The organism is Shinella sp. H4-D48 (assembly GCF_022637395.1).
Taxonomy (GTDB): Bacteria; Pseudomonadota; Alphaproteobacteria; order Rhizobiales; family Rhizobiaceae; genus Shinella; species Shinella sedimenti.
On the sequence record NZ_CP093337.1, the window covers coordinates 36,884 to 59,205 of the forward strand.

Sequence of the window (22,322 nt, forward strand, 5' to 3'; positions counted from 1 at the left end):
CGACGGGCGTTTCACGTGAAACAGGTGGGCGCACTATGACTATAAAAGATACATATGATGTCATCGTCATCGGGGGTGGTCACGCGGGTATGGAAGCCGCCGCCGCCGCTGCCCGTTTTGGCGCTTCGACGGCTCTTGTCACCCACAAAGCGAGTACGATTGGTGTCATGTCCTGCAACCCTGCTATTGGTGGGCTTGGTAAGGGCCACCTTGTCAGGGAGGTTGATGCACTCGATGGGCTGATGGGACGTGTTGCAGACAAGGCCGGAATCCAGTTCCGCCTGTTGAACCGTCGGAAAGGCCCAGCTGTGCGAGGGCCCCGCACCCAAGCGGACCGAAAGCTCTATCGCGAGGCCATGCAGGATGAGGCACGCCTCATCGCGAATTTGGACATCATCGAAGGCGATGCCTTCGATCTTGTCATCGATCAGGGAAGCGTCGCCGGATTGACGCTTAAGGATGGCCGATCGCTTTTATGTCGAGCGGTTGTCGTGACGACCGGGACCTTTCTGCGCGGCCTCATTCATATCGGCAACGAAAAGATTCCTGCGGGCCGAGTGGGCGAATCCCCTTCTCTTGGGCTTTCAGCGACCTTCGAACGCCTTGGCCTGGCGTTGGGACGGCTGAAGACCGGGACACCGGCGCGACTGGATGGCCGCACCATTGACTGGGCTTCGATTGGCCGACAGGCGGCCGATGAGGATCCTGTGCCTTTCTCGTTCATGACGGACCGTATCACCACACGGCAGATCGAGTGCGGCGTCACGCGAACGACGCCAGCGACACATCGGATCATCGAAGAGAACATCGGCAAATCCGCCATGTATTCCGGACAGATCGAGGGCGTCGGTCCACGCTATTGCCCATCCATAGAGGACAAGATCGTCAAGTTCGGTGAGCGAGACGGGCATCAGATCTTCCTTGAGCCGGAAGGACTGGATGATCCCACGGTGTATCCCAATGGCATTTCGACCTCGCTGCCCGCAGACGTGCAGGCTGCTTTCATCCACACAATCCCCGGGCTGGAGGCAGTTACGATTTCGCAGCCTGGTTACGCCATCGAATATGATCATGTCGATCCGCGCGAACTTTCCCCGACACTTGAAGTGAAGCGGCAGGAGGGGCTTTTCCTTGCCGGGCAGATCAATGGGACCACGGGCTATGAGGAAGCCGCGGCGCAGGGACTCGTTGCCGGCCTGAACGCTGCGCGCCGCGCCGCCGGCCGAGAGGGCCACGTCTTCAGCCGGACGGACAGCTATATCGGCGTGATGATTGACGACCTGACATCACGCGGCGTTACCGAGCCCTACCGCATGTTCACCTCGCGCGCGGAATATCGCCTGTCGCTGCGCGCGGATAATGCGGATGTTCGCCTAACACCTTCGGGTATCGAGCTTGGTATTGTCGGCCGGGAGCGTGAGGTACGTTTTTCATCCTGGTCTGACGACATGCGGATAACGCGTGAGAAATTACACTCATTGAAGCTGTCTCCGAACCAAGCAGCATCCCATGGCATTCGTCTCAATCAGGACGGTGTCCGTCGGAGCGCCTATGAACTGCTGGCCTATCCCGACATCGACTATAAGCGTCTCGCAGCCGTATGGCCTGAAATTCTTGGAAATGTGCCCGGCCGAGTCTCCCAGGCGGTTGAGATCGAGGCAGCTTATGCGGTTTATATGAATCGGCAGGAAGCGGACATTTCGGAGGCCCGTCGGGAAGAACAGCGGCAGATTCCCCAGGATTTCGATTTCAATACGCTCCCGGGCCTCTCCATCGAACTGCGGCATAAATTGACCGTGGCGCGACCTGCCAATCTTGCGCAGGCAGCGCGCTTAGATGGCGTTACGCCCGCCGCCCTGACCCTTCTCCTGGCCTATCTCAAGCGTCTGGACAACGATTCGGCGCAAAGAACTGCAAAGATATGAGTGCACTTCCCCGACTTCTACGCGACCTCAATGTTTCACGTGAAACTGAAGAGCGACTGACGATCTTTGTCGCGCTGTTCCAGAAATGGGCGAAGACGATCAATCTCGTTGCGCCCTCCACCCTGTCCGAAGTCTGGAACCGGCATATCGTCGACAGTGCGCAGATCTACGCCCTTCGCCCGGGAGCGCACACCTGGGCCGATCTCGGGAGCGGAGGTGGATTTCCAGGGATTGTCACGGGAATCCTGTTGGCCGGGATCGGTGACGGATGGGTTCATCTGGTTGAAAGCAATAACAAGAAGGCGGCATTTCTGCGCACGGCGATCCTGGAAACCGGCGCTCGTGCGTCGGTTCACGCCATCCGAATCGAGGATGCGCCCGCTACTATAGAAGACTGCGACGCGATCTCGGCGCGGGCGCTGGCTGATCTCGATCTGCTATTGCAATTCGGTCTGCCGTGGGCTGAGCGAAAGCCAGACCTCACCTTTTTCCTGCACAAAGGGCGGGATTACCAACGCGAGATCGATAAAGCGCATGGTCGCTGGAGATTCGATCTGGTAAAACATGCCAGTGTGGTCGAGCCGGATTCTGTCGTGCTCGAAATTTCAAAGCTTTCGCGACAACCTCAGTGAGACTGGCAGCGTCCATGATAGGCGAGAAGAACCGGATCATCACCATTGCAAACCAGAAGGGTGGCGTCGGCAAGACGACGACGGCCATCAACCTGGCCACCGCCCTCGCCGCTATCGGCGAACGCGTCCTGATCGTCGACTTGGATCCGCAAGGCAATGCCAGCACGGGTCTTGGTATCGACCGACGCAATCGCGAGCTGTCGTCCTACGATCTTCTGGTCGGCAGCCATGGTGTGGCGGAAACAGCGCTGGCGACGGCCGTGCCGAACCTGTCGATCATTCCATCGACGATGGATCTGCTAGGCATCGAAATGGAGATCGCGCAGCAGAACGATCGCGTGTTTCGACTCAAGCGCGCGCTCGCATCAGCCGATGCGATGTCTTACTCTTACGTACTGGTCGACTGCCCGCCGTCCTTCAATTTGCTTACGATGAACGCGCTGGCGGCCGCGCATTCGGTTCTTGTGCCGCTGCAGTGCGAGTTCTTCGCGCTGGAAGGTTTGAGCCAGTTGCTGGAAACTGTCGATCAGGTGCGTCGCACCGTCAATCCGCGCCTGGATATCCAGGGTATCGTGCTGACCATGTTCGACTCGCGTAACAATCTGGCCCAACAGGTCGTCAACGACGTTCGCACACATCTCGGCGAGAAGGTGTATCATACGCTTATCCCCCGCAATGTGCGGGTGTCTGAAGCGCCATCTTATGGCAAACCGGCCATTTTGTACGATCTCAAATGTGCCGGAAGTCAGGCCTATCTTCAGCTGGCTTCCGAGGTCATTCAGCGTGAAAGGCAGCGCAAGGCGGCCTGACATTCGTATCTGTGAGTAGAATCGATGAATGAAGACAACTCAAAGAGGCGGCTTGGCCGCGGACTCGCCGCCCTGATCGGTGAGATGGACCAGATCCCGGCCGCCGAAATCGGCGCGGCACCTGCGGTCAACCCGGATCGGCTCGTCCCTATCGAGTTTGTCGGGCGCAATCCGCGCAATCCTCGGCGCTACTTCGATGAGTCGGAACTTCAGGATCTCGCGTCCTCGATCCGCCAACATGGTATCGTCCAGCCGGTCGTCGTGCGCACCACGTCGGACAACCGTTACGAAATCATAGCCGGTGAACGACGCTGGCGCGCGGCGCAGCTTGCGGGCCTGACCGATATTCCCGTCATCATCCGCGATGTCGATGACCGCACGGCGCTGGAAATCGCCATCGTGGAGAACGTGCAGCGATCCGATCTCAACCCGCTTGAAGAGGCGATGGGGTACGAGCTGCTGATCGCTGATCACGGTTATACACAGAACGATCTCGGTGAAATCATCGGCAAGAGCCGCAGCCATGTGGCAAACAGCCTTCGCTTGCTGAAGCTTCCCGACCCTGTCCGGGAGATGCTGGCGTCCGGCACGCTTTCCGCCGGTCATGCGCGCGCGCTCGTGCCGACTTCCGATCCCGTTGCACTGGCCCGTGCCATTGTCGCGAAGGGAATGTCGGTTCGCGATGCCGAGCGTCTGGCGCAGAACGACATCAAATCGCAGAACGATCCAAACCACGGCCAGGCGCCGCGTAAAGACGAAAAGGACGCCGATACGCTCGCGCTGGAGCGTACACTGTCGGACGTTCTGGGTCTTGACGTAACCGTCAACCACAAGGGCAGCGGCGGGCATTTGAAGATTTCCTACAAGACACTGGAACAGCTTGAGGAAATCTGCCGGCTTCTGGAGCGTCGGTAACTTTCTTAGCCGGATTCAGCGCCGCGCTGATTGCAGTACCGTCGCCAGCAAAGTCTGCATGGCAATGGTGTCTTCCAGCGCGGGCCGCTGGCGGCTTTGCAGGATCGCTGCCTGCAAACGCTGCGTTTCACGACGGATCGCGGGCGAAGCCCATGTCTTCAACGCGTTCTCCACGATGGGTTTGCGCCGGAAATGCAGATGGCGGCCGAGCGTTGCCATAGCCTGGGCGGCCGGTGCGCGCTTCTCGTCCATCTCCGCGCGCATCAACTCGAGCAGCTGAAACTGCCTGAGACAGCCCTGCAGCACGAGGAAGACCGGCGTCTTCGATGACACGATTTTCTGGATCGCATGTAGAAAGCCATCCTTGTCGCCCTTCAGAATGGCGTCGATCGCGTCATCCGTGGAGATGGCGCTGGCGTCTCCCACGATTTCCTCGACATCCTGCTCTTCGATGAGCTCACGACCACGGCAATAGAGCGCGAGTTTGCGCAATTCGTTGCGGGAAGCCAGCCGGTCGCCGCCGATTGTTTCGACGAGGCGTTGGCGCGCTGCGGGCGAGATGCGCAAGTCCTCTGCGGCAAGCTCCTGATCGATCAAAGATTGGAGCGCGCGTCCATCGTCGGCGTAACAGGGAATTGCAACGGCTTGGGATGTGGTTTCCACCGCCTTCCGCACGGCCGAACCCTTTTTCAGATCACCTGCCTCGATGACGAGCGTCGACGGGCCAGGGGGTTGGCTTGCAAGGATATCGATGGCGTCGGAGATGCCCTTCTCGCTTGCGGCATTCCGCACCCAGACCAGACGTTCACCGCCGAAAAGGCCGAGGGCGTTCATCTCGTCGATCAGGCGTCCTGGGTGGCTGCCGATTTCGCCTGCATCGAGTTTGACGACCGAAAAGGCGTCGTCGAGATCGACGCCGCTGGCCGCGGCGATTGCCGCCGCACGCTCGGAAACAAGGCCCCTGTCCGGGCCGTAGATCAGAAAAAGCCGCACGGGTAACGGCTTCCGTTTCAGGAAGGCATCGAATTCGTGCGACTTGACCTCTGCCATGACAGGCTCAGCGACGGCTCAGCGCGGTGGCGACGTCGGCGCGGATCAGCTCCGCGAGCTCACGGGCGGCGCGGTTTTCCGCGTCGCGAATGGCCCTGAGCTTGGCAAATTCCTGCTTCGGGAAATCCACGAGGGCAATCGAAGAGCGCTTTCCGGATGTGACCGTTTCGCCGGTATCGACCTTCACCAGGGTGAAGGTTCCCGAAACGGTCGTGCGGCCCGCGCGCATCGTGTCGGTCGCGGGATCGTTGAGCACGCCGCCTGTTCCGGCGCTGACGCTCAGGTCGAGCCGATAGGCGGCGTTCTGTGCCTCGCCTGCGCCACCGGCAAAGAGGAAGATCAGGTCGTTGCGAACCTGCTGCCCGACGCGGTTGTTGATCTCCGGGATCGACACGGATGCAAGCTTGCCTTCCATGCCGCTCGCTGTGGAATAGAGGGGACGCACCTGGCAGCCCGCGACGGCGGCCAGCAGCAGGATGCCGGCGAGGGTCTTTCCAAGTCGCGAGAAACCGGTTCCGTTAGACAACAACATTCACGATCCTCTGCGGTACGACGATGATTTTCTTCGGGCGCTGACCGGCAAGAGCAGCCTGAACGGCCTCTATGGCGAGAACGGCCGCCTCGACCGTACTCTGGTCTGCGTCGCGGCCGATTGTCAAATCTGCGCGCTTCTTGCCATTGATCTGTACGGGCAGTGTGATTTCGTTTTCGGCGACGAGGCGCTCTTCGTAGCTGGGCCATGGGCTCATGGCGATGAGGCCTTCGCCGCCGATCGCGCGCCAGCATTCCTCGGCAAGGTGCGGCGTCATCGGCGCGACGATGCGGATCAGGATATCGACCGCGTCACGCAGGGCGGAGATGAGATCGTCCGAGGCCTTGCCGGCAGCAGCAGCCGTCAACGGGGAAGCCAGGGCATTGACGAACTCGTAGATGCGGGCCACGGCCTTGTTGAAGGCGAGCTTGTCATAATCGCCCTGTACGGCCTTCAACGTGCGATGTGCGACCTGAGAGACGGCCAGCGCCTCTCCTTCCATGCCCGGGCGACCTTTCGCGGCTGTCAGGGCCGGAGCGGCTTCCGAGAGCAGGCGCCAGACGCGCTGAACGAAGCGGTGCGCACCTTCGACGCCGGCTTCCGACCAGATTACGTCACGGTCCGGCGGGGAATCGGACAGCATGAAGAAGCGGGCGGTATCGGCGCCGTACGAGGCGATGATGTCGTCCGGATCGACCACGTTCTTCTTGGACTTCGACATCTTCTCGATGGAGCCGATCGCGATTTCTTCGCCGGATTCAACGTGAACCGCGCGCCGCTTGCCGTCGATATCCTCGATGCGGATTTCGGCCGGGGTCACCCATTCGCGCTTGGCGCCGTCGCCGCGGCTATAGGTTTCATGCACGACCATGCCCTGCGTGAAGAGACCCTTGAAAGGCTCCTTGAGGTCCAGATGGCCGGTGGCCTGCATCGCACGGGTGAAGAAGCGCGAATAGAGCAGGTGCAGGATCGCATGCTCGATGCCGCCGATATACTGGTCGACCGGCAGCCAGGCATTGGCGGCAGCCGGATCGGTCGGGTTGTTTTCCCACGGCGCGGTGAAGCGGGCGAAGTACCAGGAAGAATCGACGAACGTATCCATCGTGTCCGTCTCGCGGCGTGCATTCTTGCCGCAATTCGGGCAGGCGACATGGCGCCAGGTCGGGTGGCGGTCGAGAGGGTTACCCGGCTTGTCGAAGGTCACATCGTCAGGCAGCTTCACCGGCAGGTCGGCCTTCGGCACGGGCACTACGCCGCAGTCGTCGCAATGGATGACCGGGATCGGGCAACCCCAATAGCGCTGGCGCGAAATGCCCCAGTCGCGCAGGCGGAAATTCACCTTGCGCTCGCCAACCGGGCGATTGCCGAGAGTGGCGGCGCTGAGGCGGTTGGCGACTTCGTCGAAGGCTTCCTTCGTGCCGAGACCATCGAGGAAGCGCGAATTGATCATGATGCCGTCGCCGACATAGGCTTCGTCACCAATGGTGAAGCTGGCGGCGTCCGCGTCCTTCGGCATGACCACCGGTACGACGGGCAGATCGTATTTGCGGGCGAAATCCAGGTCGCGCTGGTCGCCGGACGGGCAGCCGAAAATGGCGCCCGTGCCGTAGTCCATCAGCACGAAATTGGCGATGTAGACCGGCAGCTCCCATTCGGGGTCGAAGGGATGACGCACGCGAATGCCGGTGTCGATGCCCTTCTTCTCCGCCGTTTCGAGCGCGGCAAGCGACGTGCCGGCACGTCGGCACTCCTCGGCGAACTCTTCGATAGCCGGATTCTGCGCGGCGGCGGCCTTGGCCCAGGGATGGTCTGCGGCGATCGCGATGAAGGATGCACCGAAAAGCGTATCCGGGCGGGTCGTATAGACGGTGATTTCAGCAGAAAGTTGCTCTTCGGCGCTCAGCGCCGCGGCGGCGAGCTTGGCATCCTTGACCACTTCCCAGCGGACCAGCATGCCTTCCGAGCGGCCGATCCAGTTGCTCTGCATGAGGCGGACCTTCTCCGGCCACTGGTCGAGCGTCTCCAGCGAATCGAGCAGATCCTGGCTGAAATCGGTGATGCGGAAAAACCACTGCGTCAGCTCGCGCTGTTCGACGAGCGCGCCGGAACGCCAGCCGCGGCCGTCGATGACCTGCTCGTTGGCGAGAACGGTATGATCGACCGGATCCCAGTTCACCTTGGACTGCTTGCGGTAGACCAGACCCTTTTCCAGGAAATCCAGGAACAGGTGCTGCTGGCGCTGATAGTATTCGACGTCGCAGGTGGCGAATTCGCGGGACCAGTCCAGCGACAGGCCCATCGATTTCAGCTGGCCGCGCATCGTCGCGATGTTTTCGTAGGTCCAGCCCTTGGGGTGGACCTTGTTCTGCATGGCGGCGTTTTCGGCCGGCATGCCGAAGGCGTCCCAGCCCATCGGATGCAGCACGTTGTAGCCGCGCGCGCGCTTGTAGCGGGCAACCACATCGCCCATGGCGTAATTGCGCACATGGCCCATATGGATGCGGCCCGAGGGATAGGGGAACATCTCGAGGACGTAGTACTTCTCGCGCGGGTCGTCGTTGTCGGTCAGGAAGACGTTTTCATCGTTCCATTTTGCCTGCCAGCGGGGTTCGGCATCGCGCGGGTTGTAACGTTCGGTGGCCATGTCTTTGATGTTCCGGAAGTCTTTTGGGAGTCTTGGAGGGCGGTTCGCCCCTGCGAATATGGTGTCGAGACCTTCATCATGAAACCACCGAAGCGTCAAGTTTTCCGGGCTTGCGGCGCTTGGCAAGTCGTGCCGTTTTCGCTAGGTCCGGGGTCTGTATGCCCGTGCATGCCGCTTCCGCAGATTTGCCCATTGCGTCTGCGCGGCCTGCCTTCGCCGATGGAGAGTGATCATGGAACTTCAGGACCGTCTCGAAGACGTGCGCAGCCGCGTGCATAAGGCTGCGAGCGAGGCCGGCCGCAAGCCCGAGCAGGTTACGCTCGTTGCCGTGTCGAAGACCTTCGATGCCGAGGCGATCCGGCCGGCCATTGCTGCCGGACAGCGTGTGTTCGGCGAAAACCGCGTGCAGGAAGCGCAGGGCAAGTGGCCGGAATTGCGCGCGCAGACCGCCGGCATCGAGCTGCACCTGATCGGCCCCTTGCAATCGAACAAGGCCGCGGATGCCGTTGCCCTGTTCGACGTGATCGAGACGGTCGACCGGGAGAAGATCGCGCGCAGCATCGCCAACGAGATGAAGCGGCAGGGACGGGCGTTGCGGCTCTATGTGCAGGTCAATACGGGGCTCGAGCCCCAGAAGGCCGGCATCGCGCCTGATGATACCCTTTCCTTCGTGACCTTCTGCCGAGAAGAACTGGGCCTGACCATCGAGGGCCTTATGTGCATTCCGCCGGCGGATGAAAATCCCGGCCCGCATTTTGCGCTTCTCGCCAAGCTCGCCGCCCGTTGCAGCCTCGACCGGCTGTCGATGGGCATGTCGGGCGACTACGAGGTCGCTATCGGTTTCGGCGCGACCAGTGTGCGCGTCGGTTCGGCGATCTTCGGCACACGCTGAGACACGCCGCGTTCTGACAAACCGCAAGGTCCGGCCATCCATCTCAGGCTTTGGTCTGGCTTTGCGGCGGTGCCGCCCTCCCCTATTCTTCCTGTCGGAGGACCCGGCCATGGCCGGGCATGTGGAGGAGTCGATGCAAAAGACCTATGCCGAGATCTATCGTGCGTGGAAGGACGATCACAAGCGCCACTGGGCCGACGCCGCGCAGGCGATAGACTGGTTCACACCACCGGATGAGATTTTCGACGACCGGCAGGGTGTCTATGGCCGCTGGTTTCCCGATGCGAGCGGCAATACCTGCCACAATTGCGTGGATCGCCATGTCGCGGCTGGCCGCGGCGACCAGGCGGCGCTGATCTATGACAGCCCGGTGACCGGCCGAAAGGTGATCTACAGCTATAACGACCTGCTTTCGAATGTCAGCGCAATGGCGGCCGTTCTTGTCGATCACGGCGTGGAAAAGGGCGATCGCGTCATTCTCTACATGCCGATGATCCCGGAGGCGGTGTTCGCCATGCTGGCCTGCGCGCGGATCGGCGCCATCCATTCGGTGGTCTTCGGCGGCTTTGCGGCGAGCGAGCTTGCAACGCGCATCGACGATTCGTCGGCCAAGGTGGTCGTCTCCGCAAGCTGCGGCATCGAGCCGAACCGGGTGGTGGCGTACAAACCGCTGCTGGATACTGCCGTCAGGCTGGCCAAGCACAAGCCCGCGCGATGCCTTGTCCTGCAACGGCCGGAACTTATTGCTGACCTCGATCCCGCGCGCGATGTCGATCTTGGTTCGGCGCTGGCGGCGGCAAGCGGTCGGACGGTGCCTTGCGCGGATCTAGCCGCGACCGATCCGCTCTATATTCTCTACACGTCGGGCACGACTGGCCAGCCGAAGGGCGTCATCCGCGACAATGGCGGCCACATGGTGGCGCTCGCCTGGACGATGCGGGCGCTTTACGGCGTCGAACCTGGCGAGGTCTATTGGGCGGCTTCGGATATCGGCTGGGTCGTCGGCCATTCCTATATCGTCTATGCGCCACTGCTGAACGGCAGCACGACGGTGCTCTACGAGGGAAAGCCGGTCGGTACGCCGGATGCCGGCGCCTTCTGGCGCGTGGTCGAAGAGTACAAGGTCTCGGTGCTGTTCACCGCGCCCACCGCCTTTCGCGCCATCCGCAAGGAAGACCCCGACGGCGTTCTCGTCAAACGGTACGACCTCTCCAGCCTGCGGGCGCTGTTTCTGGCGGGCGAGCGGGCCGATCCCGATACGGTGCGTTGGGCCGAGACCGTGCTTGGCGTGCCCGTCATCGATCACTGGTGGCAGACGGAAACGGGTTGGGCCATCGTCGGAAATCCGCTCGGGCTCGACCGGTTGCCCGTGAAACATGGCTCGCCCACCGTGCCGATGCCGGGCTACGAGCTGCATGTCCTCGACGACGCCGGCCACGAGGTGGCGGCAGGCACGCTTGGCAATATCGCCATCAAACTGCCCCTGCCCCCCGGCTGTCTCCCGACCTTCTGGAATGCGGATACGCGGTTTCGCGATGCCTGCCTTTCGGAATTTCCCGGTTACTACAAGACGGCGGATGCCGGCTATGTCGATGAGGACGGCTACGTCTTCATCATGTCGCGCACCGACGACATCATCAATGTCGCCGGCCATCGCCTTTCCACGGGGGCGATGGAGGAGATCTGCGCCAGCCATCGCGACGTTGCCGAGTGTGCGGTCATCGGCGTGGCCGACGCCGTGAAGGGACAGATCCCCGCCGGCTTCCTTGTTTTGAAGAGCGGTGTTTCACGTGAATCATCGGATGTGGAGCAGGAGGTCGTTGCCATGGTGCGTGAACAGATCGGCCCGGTTGCCGCCTTCAAGACGGCGATCTGCGTGAAGCGGCTGCCCAAAACCCGTTCGGGCAAGATCCTGCGCGGCACCATGCAGAAGATCGCAGACGGGCAGGACTGGAAGATGCCCGCGACCATCGATGATCCGGCCATCCTGGACGAAATCGCCGAGGCTTTGTCGGGGCGCAGGATCTGCTGAGACATAACCCGGCTGGAGGCCGGAGGCGGTCTTCAAGCGCCGCATCCAGAGACAAAAAAACCGGCCGCTTGTGGCGACCGGTTCTATCACTCCGACATGACGGAATGCTCAGAACTTGTCGTCTTCGTCCTCGTCCGGCGTAGACGACTTCAGCGATTTGAGCTTGGCAAAGACGGCATCGGCGTTGATTTCCTGCTCGTCCTCGCGATCAGTGCTGTAGGGAAGCTTTTCCGTTTCCTGAGCCGATTCGAGGGTGGCGCCGAGTTCGGCAGCGGTCGGCAGCGGCCGGCCCTTGGAGGCGCGCTCGACTTCAAGGTCGAGATCGATCTGCGAGCAAAGGCCCAGCGTGACCGGATCCATCGGCGCCAGGTTGGCCGAGTTCCAGTGAGTGCGGTCGCGGATCTGCTCGATCGTCGACTTGGTGGTGCCGACGAGACGCGAGATCTGGGCGTCCTTCAATTCCGGATGGTTGCGAACCAGCCAGAGGATGGCGTTGGGACGATCCTGACGCTTGGAAACCGGCGTGTAACGCGGGCCTTTGCGCTTGGATTCGGGAACGCGCACCTTCGGGTCGGAAAGTTTCAGCTTGTGGGCGGGATTGGCCTCTGCGCGGGCGATTTCGTCGCGCGAGAGCTGGCCGGTCGCGATCGGGTCGAGACCCTTGATGCCCTGGGCCGATTCGCCGTCGGCGATGGCCTTCACTTCGAGCGGGTGCAGTTTGCAGAATGTCGCGATCTGTTCGAAAGACAGCGCCGTGTTGTCGACCAACCAGACCGCGGTTGCTTTTGGCATGAGGAGCTGCTGAGCCATGCATATAGTCCTTCTGTCCGTCCGCGCCGGGGTCGCGGGCCGTGGGTCGTAAACCACAATGTTCCGGGAATTCGGCCCTCTATAACCTCACTGTCTCAGAAATGCAATTCTTCAAGCACAAATGACCTTTTGTCTAATTGCCGGAAGGATTTGACCTGATATGTATGTTGCCGGAATTGCCGGGGCCGGAGGAAAAGCGGTGTCCCGCGCATGCGCAGTGAGGAGGAATCCATGTCCGCAAAGACCTATCCGGTCCTGAAATCCGCGAAAAGCCGCACGCTGATCGATAATGACACCTACCAGAAATGGTATCGCGAAAGCATCGAGAACCCGGAGCGTTTCTGGGACAAGCACGGCATGCGGATCGACTGGTTCAAGCCCTATACGAAGGTCAAGAACACCTCGTTTACCGGCAAGGTCTCGATCAAGTGGTTCGAGGACGGCATCACCAACGTCTCCTACAACTGTATCGACCGCCACCTGAAGGCGCATGGCGACGACATCGCCATCATCTGGGAAGGCGACAATCCGTATATCGACAAGAAGATCACCTATAACGAGCTTCACGAGCACGTCTGCCGCATGGCGAACGTGATGAAGAAGCATGGCGTGAAGAAGGGCGATCGCGTCACCATCTACATGCCGATGATTCCGGAAGCGGCCTATGCGATGCTGGCCTGCGCGCGCATCGGTGCCATTCATTCGGTGGTCTTCGGCGGCTTCTCGCCGGACGCCCTGGCCGGCCGCATCGTCGACTGCGAATCGACCTTAGTCGTGACCTGCGACGAGGGCGTGCGCGGCGGCAAGCCGATTCCGCTCAAGGAAAACACCGACACCGCCATCGATATTGCCGCGAAGAACCATGTCATCGTCAACAAGGTTCTCGTCGTGCGCCGCACCGGCGGCAAGACCGGCTGGGCGCCCGGCCGCGACATCTGGTACCACAAGGAAGTTCTGACCGTGCCGCGCGATTGTCCGCCGGCCAAGATGAAGGCGGAAGATCCGCTGTTCATCCTGTATACGTCGGGTTCGACCGGCAAGCCGAAGGGCGTGTTGCACACCACCGGCGGCTACCTCGTCTATGCCTCGATGACGCACAAATATGTCTTCGATTACCAGGACGGCGATATCTACTGGTGCACGGCCGATGTGGGCTGGGTCACCGGCCATTCCTATATTGTCTATGGGCCGCTCGCCAACCGAGCGACGACCGTGATGTTCGAAGGCGTGCCGAACTTCCCGGATGCCGGCCGCTTCTGGGAAGTGGTCGACAAGCACAAGGTCAACATCTTCTATACCGCTCCGACGGCCATCCGCGCCCTCATGGGCGCAGGCGACGATTTCGTGAAGCGTTCATCGCGTTCGTCGCTGCGCCTGCTCGGCTCGGTCGGCGAGCCGATCAATCCCGAGGCTTGGGAATGGTATTACAATGTGGTCGGTGAAGGACGCTCGCCGATCGTCGATACCTGGTGGCAGACGGAGACCGGCGGCATCCTTATCACCCCCCTGCCCGGCGCGACGGAGCTGAAGCCCGGCTCGGCGACCCGGCCCTTCTTCGGCGTCAAGCCGGAACTGGTCGACAATGAGGGCCGTGTTCTGGAGGGCGTCGCCGACGGAAACCTTTGCATCACCGACAGCTGGCCCGGCCAGATGCGCTCGGTCTATGGCGATCACAAGCGCTTCGTCGAAACCTACTTCTCCACCTATAAGGGCAAGTATTTCACCGGCGACGGCTGCCGCCGCGACGAGGACGGCTACTACTGGATCACCGGCCGCGTCGATGACGTGCTCAACATTTCCGGTCACCGCCTCGGCACGGCGGAAATCGAATCAGCGCTCGTATCGCACCATCTGGTGTCGGAAGCCGCCGTCGTCGGCTACCCGCACAGTCTCAAGGGCCAGGGCATTTATTGCTACGTGTCGCTTATGGCCGGCGAGGAAGGCAACGATGCGCTGCGTCAGGACCTGGTCAAGCATGTCCGCAAGGAGATCGGCCCTATCGCGACGCCTGATAAAATCCAGTTCGCGCCCGGCCTGCCGAAGACCCGTTCTGGCAAGATCATGCGCCGCATCCTGCGCAAGATCGCCGAGGACGATTTCGGTTCGCTGGGCGACACCTCGACGCTCGCCGATCCCGCCGTCGTCGATGATCTGATCGCCAATCGCCAGAACAAGGCCGGCGGCTAAGAGACGACCGAATTATATAAAGCGAAACGGCGGCCAAATGGCCGCCGTTTTCGTTTGGGATCGTGCTCGACTTATGCAGCGCCTATCTTCATCCTTTGGCTTTGGCCGCGATGTTCGCCTCAAACCTGAGGATGAAAAAGGACTGATGGCGGGAAGCACGCACAAAGGCGGGGTGAATTCCTGAGCCGGATTCCACCCGCTTAAAAATCGATAGCGCGGCCCTTGATTTCCCAATCACCGAAGCGGGCGGGGTCTTCGCCGCCACGACCGCCGATCTCCGGGGCCCGCTCGACCGGAGCGGCCGCCTTGCGCCGTTCCTCTGCTTCCTTCAGGGCGCGCTGCGCCGCCGGCGAAAGCACCTTGCGGCCGTCAGAATGATTGTCGTTGTCGCTTTCCATGAAAACCGGCATCCTTCTTGGATATTGAAGACGTGCAGTTGGTTCACCATCATATAGGAGCGTGAGCGCGCTGTGGAAAGCGTTGATTCACGTGAAACATTCCCTTGACACCGGGAACTCGCAGGCAGGCACAAGATTTTTACGGGAGCCGAAAACGCATGAACATCCTTCGCACAGCCATGCTGCTCGCCTTCATGACGGCGCTTTTCATGGGCGTGGGTCTGCTCATAGGCGGTAAGGGCGGCATGATGATCGCGCTGCTCGTCGCGATTGCCATGAACTTCTTCTCCTATTGGAATTCCGACAAGATGGTGCTTTCCATGTATGGCGCCAAGGAGGTGGATGAACGATCGGCGCCGGAATATTACGGCATCGTACGCGATCTCGCCAAACGGGCCGGCCTGCCCATGCCCCGCGTCTTCGTCATCAACAGCGATCAGCCAAACGCCTTTGCGACCGGCCGCAACCCGCAGAACGCTGCCGTTGCCGCATCGACGGGCCTTCTTCAGGCGTTGAGTTACGAAGAGGTGGCTGGCGTGATGGCGCACGAACTCGCGCATATCCAGAACCGGGATACGCTGACCATGACGCTGACGGCGACGATTGCCGGTGCGATTTCCATGCTCGCCAATTTCGCGATGTTCTTCGGCGGCAGCGGCAACCGCGAGAACAACAATCCGCTCGGCTTCATCGGTATTCTCATCGCCATGATCGTCGCGCCCTTTGCCGCCATGCTGGTGCAGATGGCAATCAGCCGCACGCGCGAATATTCCGCCGACAAACGCGGCGCGGAAATCTGCGGCAACCCGCTGTGGCTCGCCTCGGCGCTGAAGAAGATCGCCATGGCCGCCGGGCGTATTCCGAACGATGCGGCCGAGCATAACCCGGCGACGGCGCATATGTTCATCATCAATCCGCTGTCGGGCGAGCGCATGGACAACCTGTTTTCAACGCATCCGAACACGGAAAACCGCATCGCCGCGCTGCAGGAAATGGCTCGCGGCATGCAGGCACGCTCGACGGAACCGGTTCGGACTGATAATGCCTCGCGCAAATCGCGTTCCGTCCCGACCACCGGCTGGGGACGCGGTGGTTCCGAACCACCCAAAGGTCCCTGGTCTTGAACGACGAAAATCGCAGAAACAAACCGCATTCCAACCGGCATCGTGGCGCTCGCCCGCCGAAGCCCGCGCCGGCTGCCGATCACGTCGAAAAGCCGGGCCTGCGTGCCCGGCAGGCGGCGGCCAAGATCCTTGCCGCGGTGGTCGACCGCAGGACGCCGCTCGACGGGATGCTGGATCTCGAAAACGGCAATCCGGCCTACCGCCAGCTGAACGATGCCGACCGCGCGCTGGTTCGCGCCATTCTTAATACGGCGCTGCGCCACCTCCCCCGCATCGAAGCGATTCTCGACACGCTCGTCGGCACGCCGTTGCCGGAGGGTGCCCGTGCATTGCACCATGTGCTGACCGTGGCCGCCGCGCAGATCCTCTATCTCGACGTGCCCGATCATTCGGCCGTCGACCTTGCGGTCGAGCAGGCGCAGCTCGATCCGCGCAACCGTCGTTTCGCCAGTCTCACCAACGCCGTGCTGCGCCGCCTGTCGCGCGAGAAGGCCACGCATCTTTCGGCCACGCAGGCGCTGCCGGCCATTCCGGCGTGGTTCTACGAGCGGCTGATTACAGTCTACGGCAAGGCGCATGCGGCGCACATCGCGGAGGCCGTGCTGGAACCCTCCGCCATCGACCTCACCGTCAAATCCGATTCCGAGGGTTGGGCCGCCAAGCTGGGCGGGCTCGTCCTGCCGACCGGCTCCGTCCGCCTGCCCGCATCCTCCGGCACCATTCCGGCGCTTGAGGGTTTCGAGGCGGGTGAATGGTGGGTGCAGGACGCCGCAGCCAGCCTGCCGGCCAGACTTTTCGGTAATCTCGCGGGCAAGCATGTCGCGGACCTGTGCGCCGCGCCCGGCGGCAAGACCGCGCAGCTTGTGCTGGCTGGCGGCTTGGTGACGGCGCTCGACCAGTCGGGCAATCGGCTCCGGCGGCTTGAAAGCAATCTGGAAAGGCTCGGTCTTTCGGCGACGACGCTCGAAGCCAATATGGCGGATTTCCGCCCCGAGACGCTGTTCGATGCCGTTCTGCTCGACGCGCCCTGCTCCTCCACGGGCACGATCCGCAAGCATCCCGACGTGCTCTGGACGAAGGGGCCGGAGGATATCGAAAAGCTCGCGCGCCTGCAGGAGCGCCTGCTGCGCCATGCGCTGACGCTGGTGAAGCCGGGCGGCGATCTGGTGTTCTCCAACTGCTCGCTCGATCCCACCGAGGGTGAGGACATGGTCGACCGGGTTCTGGCCGACAACCCGGACTGGCGGCTCATTCCCGTCGATCCGACGGACTGGCCGGGCCTTGAGGAAGCGGTTTCGCCGCGCGGCGAATTCCGCACCACGCCCGCCATGCTGCCCGCAACAGCCGGCCATGCCGGTGGCGTCGACGGGTTTTATGCGGTCCGGCTGCGCAGAAGCGGTTGATCCCTTCCGCATTCCCACTGTCATCAACAGTCCATCAGCAGGTGATGAATTGACGCCGCTCATCTCCTCGGCCTACCTATAGGCTTGGAGGCATTTGTTAACCATGCAGCTTTCCGACCGCCAACGGCTTCTCTATCTGTATCTGCGTGAGGGTTGGCGCCGCTTCTCGCGAAGGCTTGCCCTGGGTAAGATCAGCGCCGTGCGCTTTTCCGGCGGTGCGCCTGATCGCCTCATTGTGGCGCCGACGGACCTGCACCCCGCCGATTCCTTCGCCGGCGAAGAGATTACCGCCGGTCGCTTCCCGCTAGCCGGTCGCGTGCTGGATTGTGAGGGCGAATCACCTTTCGCGCTGGAGCTTCCCTCCGAGGAATTTGCCGTTCGACTGCATTCCTTCGGCTGGCTGCGCCACCTGCGGCTCGTCGATCCCGACAAGGCCGCGCATACGGCCCGCTTCATTGTCGACGACTGGCTGCAAAGCCATGGCCGTGTCATCGGCGGGCTTGCCTGGCGCCCGGATGTCGCGGCGCAACGCATCATCGCCTGGCTGTCCCATTCCCCTGTTGTCCTGAAGGACGCAGACTATCCGTTCTATAGGCGGTTCCTCAAAAGCCTTGCCTTCCAGGTGCGCTATCTGCGCCACGTCGCCGATACGACGCGGGACGGCGAACCAAGGCTTCGTGTGCGCATCGCGCTGGCCATGGCCTCGATCGCCATGCCCGCGACCGTGTCCAAGATGCGCAGCGCCGCGCGCCATCTCGATGCGGAGCTGGACAGACAGATCCTGCCTGATGGCGGCCATTGCTCGCGCAATCCGCGGGCCGCACTCGACCTGCTGCTCGACCTGCTGCCGCTGCGCCAGACCTATGTCAATCTCGGCCACGACATGCCCTTACAGCTCATCCCGAGCATCGACCGCATCTATCCCGCCCTGCGCTTCTTCCGCCATCAGGGCGGCGAGCTCGCCCTGTTCAACGGGGCGACCTATACGCTGGCCAACGAACTGATGTCCGTGCTGCGTTACGACGAGACCGGCGGCGCACCTTTCAAGGCCCTGCCCTCGATCAATTACGACCGGCTCGCTGTGAAAGAGACGGTGGTGCTGATGGATACCGGCATGCCGAAATCCATCGATCTCTCCGCGACGCATTCGGCCGGCACCCTTTCCATCGAGATGTCGTCGGGCAAGAACCGCTTCATCGTCAATTCCGGCCGGCCGCGTTTTGCCGGCGATGCGATGCGGCAGATGGCACGCATGACGGCTGCGCATTCTGTCGCCACCGTCAACGACACCTCTTCGTCGCGCATTTCCACCTCGCGTTTCCTGGGGCCGATCATCATTGGCGGCGTCAGCAAGGTGAATGTGGCAAGGGCCGAGCGGGAGTCCGGCGCGGATGGCATCACGGCAAGCCATGACGGTTATCTCCAGCGCTTCGGCCTGATCTACGAGCGCGATATCTTCGTTTCCGCCTCGGGCACGGAAATTCGCGGCCGCGAGCGTTTCTTCAAGCCGGGCACGCCCGGCGCCGCAATCGACAAGGGCACGGCCGTCGTGCGCTTCCATATCCATCCGAGCATTCAGCTCTATCCGGCTTCCGACAATGAGGTGCGGCTGGTCGCGCCCGATGGCGAGGCCTGGGCCCTGACCTGCCTCGATATCGGCATCGAGGAGGAGGAGGATGTGTTCTTCGCCGATCCCTCCGGCGTGCGCGCGTCGCGCCAGCTGACGCTGACCATGCCGCTTGCCGACACGTCGGAAGTCCAGTGGTCTCTGGTGCGCCGGCGCTGAGCTTTTCTCATTCGAGGTTTTCTCCGGGCGGCGCCTGTGTTAACGGGGCGCATGACCATCCGGCCCCTCCTCCCGGGCCGTCAGAACGGAGCGCCCAATGGCCGTTGTTTCCAAGAAGATCCCCGCCCCCGACCGTGTTGCCGTGCGCACCGCGCTCCTGTCCGTTTCCGACAAGACCGGTGTGGTCGAGCTTGCCAGGGCGCTTGCCGAAAAGGGCGTGCGGCTGCTGTCGACCGGCGGCACCCACAAGGCGCTCAGCGATGCCGGACTTGCCGTTACCGACGTGTCCGAAGTGACGGGCTTCCCGGAAATCATGGATGGTCGCGTGAAGACGCTGCATCCTTCCGTGCATGGCGGGCTGCTGGCGATCCGTGACGATGCCGAGCATGTCGAGGCCATGAAGGCGCACGGCATCGGCGCCATCGACCTTGCTGTTATCAATCTCTATCCGTTCGAGGATGTCCGCGCCAAGGGCGGCGACTATCCGACGACCGTCGAGAACATCGATATCGGGGGCCCGGCGATGATCCGCGCCTCGGCCAAGAACCATGCCTATGTCACCATCGTCACTGATCCCGCCGACTACGAGGCGCTGATCGCTGAACTGGCTGACGGCACGACGTCCTATGCCTTCCGCCAGCGCATGGCGGCGAAGGCCTATGCACGCACCGCCGCTTATGATGCCGCGATCTCCAACTGGTTTGCCGAGGCCCTCGACATCGCCATGCCGCGCCACCGCGTGATCGGCGGCGCGCTGAAGGAAGAGATGCGCTACGGCGAGAACCCGCACCAGAAGGCGGGCTTCTATGTGACCGGCGAAAACCGCCCCGGCGTTGCCACCGCAACGCTCCTGCAGGGAAAACAGCTCTCCTACAACAACATCAACGACACGGATGCCGCCTTCGAGCTGGTCGCCGAGTTCCTGCCGGAAAACGGTCCGGCCTGTGCGATCATCAAGCACGCCAACCCCTGCGGCGTTGCCACCGGCAAAACGCTGAAGGACGCCTATGCCAGGGCGCTGGCCTGCGACCCGGTCTCCGCCTTCGGCGGCATCATCGCGCTCAACTCGACGCTGGACGGTGAGACGGCGGAAGAGATCGTCAAGCTGTTCACCGAGGTTATCATCGCGCCGGATGCCGATGAAAAGGCCCGTGCGGTGATCGCCGGCAAGCCCAATCTGCGTCTTCTCGTGACGGGCGGCCTGCCCGATCCGCGCGCGCCTGGCCTCTCCGCCAAGACCGTATCGGGCGGCCTTTTGGTGCAAAGCCGCGACAACGGCGTGGTCGAGGATCTGGAACTGAAGGTCGTCACCAAGCGCGCGCCGACCGAGCAGGAACTGATCGACATGAAGTTCGCCTTCAAGGTCGCCAAGCACGTCAAGTCGAATGCCGTGGTCTATGCCAAGGATGGCCAGACGGCGGGTATCGGCGCCGGCCAGATGAGCCGCGTCGATTCCGCCCGCATCGCCGGCCTGAAGGCCGAGGAAGCCGCCAACGCCATGGGCCTTGCAGAGCCGCTGACGCGCGGTTCGGCCGTTGCGTCGGAAGCGTTCCTGCCCTTCGCAGACGGCTTGCTCTCCGCGATTGCTGCCGGTGCCACGGCGGTTATCCAGCCCGGTGGCTCGATGCGCGATGCCGAAGTCATCGCCGCGGCCGACGAGGCGGGCGTCGCCATGGTGTTCACCGGCATGCGACACTTCCGCCACTGATCCTTACCCGGATTCTTGCGCTTATAGAAACGCTCCGCTTGCGGGGCGTTTTGCGTTTCAGCGGGTGACTTTGGCAGCGGGATAAGGTGTCCGCAGCAAAAGCAGGAAACCGACAACCAGGAAGACGATCAGCGCCATCATGCCCAGGCGCGCCGAGCCCGTCGCCGTGGTGACGAGGGCCACGGAGAGCGGCGCCAGGAAGGATGTGGCGCGGCCCGAAAGTGCATAGAGCCCGAAATAGCGGCCTGCCTCGTCCGGGTGGATGCTCTGGGCAAGGTAGGAGCGCGCGGAGGCCTGCACGGGACCGAACGCAAGGCCGATCAGCAGGCCATAGAGAATGTAGGCCTTTTCAGCGGCAGTGCCGAACAGGGCCCCGGTATCCTCCCCCGGCAACAGGATGAGGCCGAAGAGGGTGAAGCCCGGTCCCGTCGAGACGATGCCGATAGTGGCGATGGTCAGGCAGACGAGGCTTCCGACGACGACCGCCTTCGAGCCGAGGCGCTTATCCAGCCGGCTGGCATAAAGGCAGCCGCCGATGGCCACGACATTGAGGATGATACCGTAGATGCCGAGCTCGAAGGTCTGCCAGGCGAACATGCCGGCCGCGAAGGTGCCGCCGAGCGCGATGAGACCGTTGACGCCGTCCTGGTAGACCATGCGCGCGATGAGAAAACGCATGATGCCCGGCTTGCCGTGAAGATCGCGCAAGGCTGCGGAAAGATCCGCGAAGCCTGCGCGAACGGCCTGTGCGATGGGCAGGCCCTTGCTCTGGTCGGGGGTGAAGAAGAACATCGGCAGGATGAAGACAAGATACCAGATCGCAGAGATCGGCCCGGTGATGCGGGCATCCTCGCCCGTTGCCGGATCAAGCCCGAAAAGCGGGCTGATGCCGATGGCGGTCTTGCCGGTCTGCGGGTTGGCGGCAAGAAGCGCCACGACGGCGATCAGCACGATCATGCCGCCGAGATAGCCGAGGCCCCAGGCAATGTTGGAGATGCGTCCGGTATCGGCCGGGCTCACCAGCCGCGGCATCATCGAATCGTTGAAGACGATGGAAAATTCCGCCGCGACGGTGGCAAGCACGATCATCGCCATGGCGAAGACCAGACTGCTGCCCGGCGTGGCATACCAGAGCCCCATGAGCGCCAGGATCTTCACCACTGCAAAGGCGGCGATCCAGGGTTTTCGTGCACGGGACGCATCCGCGATCGAGCCCATGACGGGCGCCAGCAGGGCGATCACAATGCCCGCAATGGTCAGTGTGTAGCTCCAGGCCGCCTGTCCCGCGACCGGATCGTCCGTCAGGCGCGCGACGAGATAGGGACCGAAGATGAAAGTGGTGATGACCGTGAAGAACGGCTGCGCCGCCCAATCGAACAGCATCCAGCCCGTAATGCCCAGACGGCTTGCGCGTGGCGCCGCGGCTTTCGTGTCCATGCTCATCGCCCCTCCTATGCCGGGGCGATGATGCGCCC

General features: G+C 62.3%; 17 protein-coding genes. 11 read left to right on the top strand and 6 right to left on the bottom strand.

Annotated features, from left to right (window positions below):
* Positions 1-35: 35 nt before the first annotated feature.
* Genes mnmG through MNR02_RS00205 form a run of 4 tightly spaced genes read left to right on the top strand, consistent with a single transcriptional unit; the run spans position 36 to position 4,281 of the window.
* Positions 36-1,925: a tRNA uridine-5-carboxymethylaminomethyl(34) synthesis enzyme MnmG gene (gene mnmG / locus MNR02_RS00190; protein ID WP_241947650.1), complete on the top strand. Its 1,890-nt coding sequence runs from the start codon at positions 36-38 to the stop codon at positions 1,923-1,925.
* Positions 1,922-2,557, top strand: a complete 636-nt coding sequence (gene rsmG / locus MNR02_RS00195; RefSeq protein WP_241947651.1) for a 16S rRNA (guanine(527)-N(7))-methyltransferase RsmG — start codon at positions 1,922-1,924, stop codon at positions 2,555-2,557. Before mnmG ends, rsmG begins: the two co-directional genes overlap by 4 nt.
* Positions 2,558-2,571: 14 nt before the next feature.
* A complete protein-coding gene (locus MNR02_RS00200; RefSeq protein WP_241947652.1) occupies positions 2,572-3,366 on the top strand; it encodes a ParA family protein in 795 nt (264 codons plus the stop codon).
* Positions 3,367-3,390: 24 nt separating this feature from the next.
* Positions 3,391-4,281, top strand: coding sequence for a ParB/RepB/Spo0J family partition protein (locus MNR02_RS00205; protein WP_241947653.1), 891 nt, complete (start codon positions 3,391-3,393; stop codon positions 4,279-4,281).
* Between the two features lie 15 nt (positions 4,282-4,296).
* On the opposite strand, the gene holA is transcribed toward MNR02_RS00205, so the two are convergent.
* Genes holA through leuS form a run of 3 tightly spaced genes read right to left on the bottom strand, consistent with a single transcriptional unit; the run spans position 4,297 to position 8,507 of the window.
* Positions 4,297-5,331: a DNA polymerase III subunit delta gene (gene holA, locus MNR02_RS00210; protein ID WP_241947654.1), complete on the bottom strand. Its 1,035-nt coding sequence runs from the start codon at positions 5,329-5,331 to the stop codon at positions 4,297-4,299.
* A gap of 7 nt (positions 5,332-5,338) precedes the next feature.
* On the bottom strand, positions 5,339-5,863 hold the full coding sequence (gene lptE / locus MNR02_RS00215; protein WP_241947655.1) for an LPS assembly lipoprotein LptE: 525 nt from the start codon (positions 5,861-5,863) through the stop codon (positions 5,339-5,341).
* Positions 5,850-8,507, bottom strand: a complete 2,658-nt coding sequence (gene leuS / locus MNR02_RS00220) for a leucine--tRNA ligase (RefSeq protein ID WP_241947656.1) — start codon at positions 8,505-8,507, stop codon at positions 5,850-5,852. The genes lptE and leuS overlap by 14 nt, the downstream gene beginning before the upstream one ends.
* Positions 8,508-8,739: 232 nt before the next feature.
* On the opposite strand from leuS, the gene MNR02_RS00225 reads away from it, so the two are divergent.
* Together MNR02_RS00225 and MNR02_RS00230 are read left to right on the top strand one after the other, a co-directional pair.
* Positions 8,740-9,399 carry a YggS family pyridoxal phosphate-dependent enzyme gene (locus tag MNR02_RS00225; protein ID WP_241947657.1) on the top strand — a complete coding sequence of 220 codons (660 nt, stop codon included), beginning with the start codon at positions 8,740-8,742 and terminating at the stop codon, positions 9,397-9,399.
* A gap of 133 nt (positions 9,400-9,532) precedes the next feature.
* The gene (locus tag MNR02_RS00230; RefSeq protein ID WP_241947658.1) at positions 9,533-11,431 is read left to right on the top strand and encodes a propionyl-CoA synthetase; all 1,899 of its coding nucleotides are present in this window, start codon (positions 9,533-9,535) and stop codon (positions 11,429-11,431) included.
* Positions 11,432-11,539: 108 nt separating this feature from the next.
* Here MNR02_RS00230 and MNR02_RS00235 read toward each other — a convergent pair whose 3' ends face one another.
* On the bottom strand, positions 11,540-12,241 hold the full coding sequence (locus MNR02_RS00235; protein WP_241600866.1) for a DUF1013 domain-containing protein: 702 nt from the start codon (positions 12,239-12,241) through the stop codon (positions 11,540-11,542).
* A 231-nt stretch (positions 12,242-12,472) separates the two neighbouring features.
* On the opposite strand from MNR02_RS00235, the gene acs reads away from it, so the two are divergent.
* On the top strand, positions 12,473-14,428 hold the full coding sequence (acs, locus tag MNR02_RS00240; protein ID WP_241947659.1) for an acetate--CoA ligase: 1,956 nt from the start codon (positions 12,473-12,475) through the stop codon (positions 14,426-14,428).
* A 200-nt stretch (positions 14,429-14,628) separates the two neighbouring features.
* Here the strand turns inward: acs and MNR02_RS00245 are convergent, their stop codons facing one another.
* Entirely contained in the window at positions 14,629-14,826 is a 198-nt protein-coding gene (locus tag MNR02_RS00245) for a DUF1674 domain-containing protein (protein WP_241600868.1), read from the bottom strand.
* 158 nt (positions 14,827-14,984) lie between these two features.
* Here MNR02_RS00245 and htpX point away from each other — a divergent pair, with 158 nt between their 5' ends.
* The 4 genes from htpX (at position 14,985) to purH (ending at position 20,847) form a co-directional block, all read left to right on the top strand.
* Positions 14,985-15,950, top strand: coding sequence for a zinc metalloprotease HtpX (htpX, locus tag MNR02_RS00250; protein WP_241947660.1), 966 nt, complete (start codon positions 14,985-14,987; stop codon positions 15,948-15,950).
* Positions 15,941-17,353 carry an RsmB/NOP family class I SAM-dependent RNA methyltransferase gene (locus MNR02_RS00255; RefSeq protein ID WP_371746758.1) on the top strand — a complete coding sequence of 471 codons (1,413 nt, stop codon included), beginning with the start codon at positions 15,941-15,943 and terminating at the stop codon, positions 17,351-17,353. Before htpX ends, MNR02_RS00255 begins: the two co-directional genes overlap by 10 nt.
* A 103-nt stretch (positions 17,354-17,456) precedes the next feature.
* Entirely contained in the window at positions 17,457-19,139 is a 1,683-nt protein-coding gene (locus MNR02_RS00260; protein WP_241947661.1) for a heparinase II/III family protein, read from the top strand.
* Positions 19,140-19,236: 97 nt separating this feature from the next.
* Complete coding sequence (gene purH / locus MNR02_RS00265; protein ID WP_241947662.1) at positions 19,237-20,847, top strand: bifunctional phosphoribosylaminoimidazolecarboxamide formyltransferase/IMP cyclohydrolase; 1,611 nt, start codon at positions 19,237-19,239, stop codon at positions 20,845-20,847.
* Between the two features lie 57 nt (positions 20,848-20,904).
* On the opposite strand, the gene MNR02_RS00270 is transcribed toward purH, so the two are convergent.
* Positions 20,905-22,284: an MFS transporter gene (locus MNR02_RS00270; RefSeq protein ID WP_241947663.1), complete on the bottom strand. Its 1,380-nt coding sequence runs from the start codon at positions 22,282-22,284 to the stop codon at positions 20,905-20,907.
* Positions 22,285-22,322 lie beyond the last annotated feature (38 nt).

Excerpts from the sequence above, each read along its gene's own strand:
- mnmG (WP_241947650.1), top strand. The coding sequence starts at position 36 with ATGACTATAAAAGATACATATGATGTCATCGTCATCGGGGGTGGTCAC.
- rsmG (WP_241947651.1), top strand. The coding sequence starts at position 1,922 with ATGAGTGCACTTCCCCGACTTCTACGCGACCTCAATGTTTCACGTGAA.
- MNR02_RS00200 (WP_241947652.1), top strand. The coding sequence starts at position 2,572 with ATGATAGGCGAGAAGAACCGGATCATCACCATTGCAAACCAGAAGGGT.
- MNR02_RS00205 (WP_241947653.1), top strand. The coding sequence starts at position 3,391 with ATGAATGAAGACAACTCAAAGAGGCGGCTTGGCCGCGGACTCGCCGCC.
- holA (WP_241947654.1), bottom strand. The coding sequence starts at position 5,331 with ATGGCAGAGGTCAAGTCGCACGAATTCGATGCCTTCCTGAAACGGAAG.
- lptE (WP_241947655.1), bottom strand. The coding sequence starts at position 5,863 with ATGTTGTTGTCTAACGGAACCGGTTTCTCGCGACTTGGAAAGACCCTC.
- leuS (WP_241947656.1), bottom strand. The coding sequence starts at position 8,507 with ATGGCCACCGAACGTTACAACCCGCGCGATGCCGAACCCCGCTGGCAG.
- MNR02_RS00225 (WP_241947657.1), top strand. The coding sequence starts at position 8,740 with ATGGAACTTCAGGACCGTCTCGAAGACGTGCGCAGCCGCGTGCATAAG.
- MNR02_RS00230 (WP_241947658.1), top strand. The coding sequence starts at position 9,533 with ATGCAAAAGACCTATGCCGAGATCTATCGTGCGTGGAAGGACGATCAC.
- MNR02_RS00235 (WP_241600866.1), bottom strand. The coding sequence starts at position 12,241 with ATGGCTCAGCAGCTCCTCATGCCAAAAGCAACCGCGGTCTGGTTGGTC.
- acs (WP_241947659.1), top strand. The coding sequence starts at position 12,473 with ATGTCCGCAAAGACCTATCCGGTCCTGAAATCCGCGAAAAGCCGCACG.
- MNR02_RS00245 (WP_241600868.1), bottom strand. The coding sequence starts at position 14,826 with ATGGAAAGCGACAACGACAATCATTCTGACGGCCGCAAGGTGCTTTCG.
- htpX (WP_241947660.1), top strand. The coding sequence starts at position 14,985 with ATGAACATCCTTCGCACAGCCATGCTGCTCGCCTTCATGACGGCGCTT.
- MNR02_RS00260 (WP_241947661.1), top strand. The coding sequence starts at position 17,457 with ATGCAGCTTTCCGACCGCCAACGGCTTCTCTATCTGTATCTGCGTGAG.
- purH (WP_241947662.1), top strand. The coding sequence starts at position 19,237 with ATGGCCGTTGTTTCCAAGAAGATCCCCGCCCCCGACCGTGTTGCCGTG.
- MNR02_RS00270 (WP_241947663.1), bottom strand. The coding sequence starts at position 22,284 with ATGGACACGAAAGCCGCGGCGCCACGCGCAAGCCGTCTGGGCATTACG.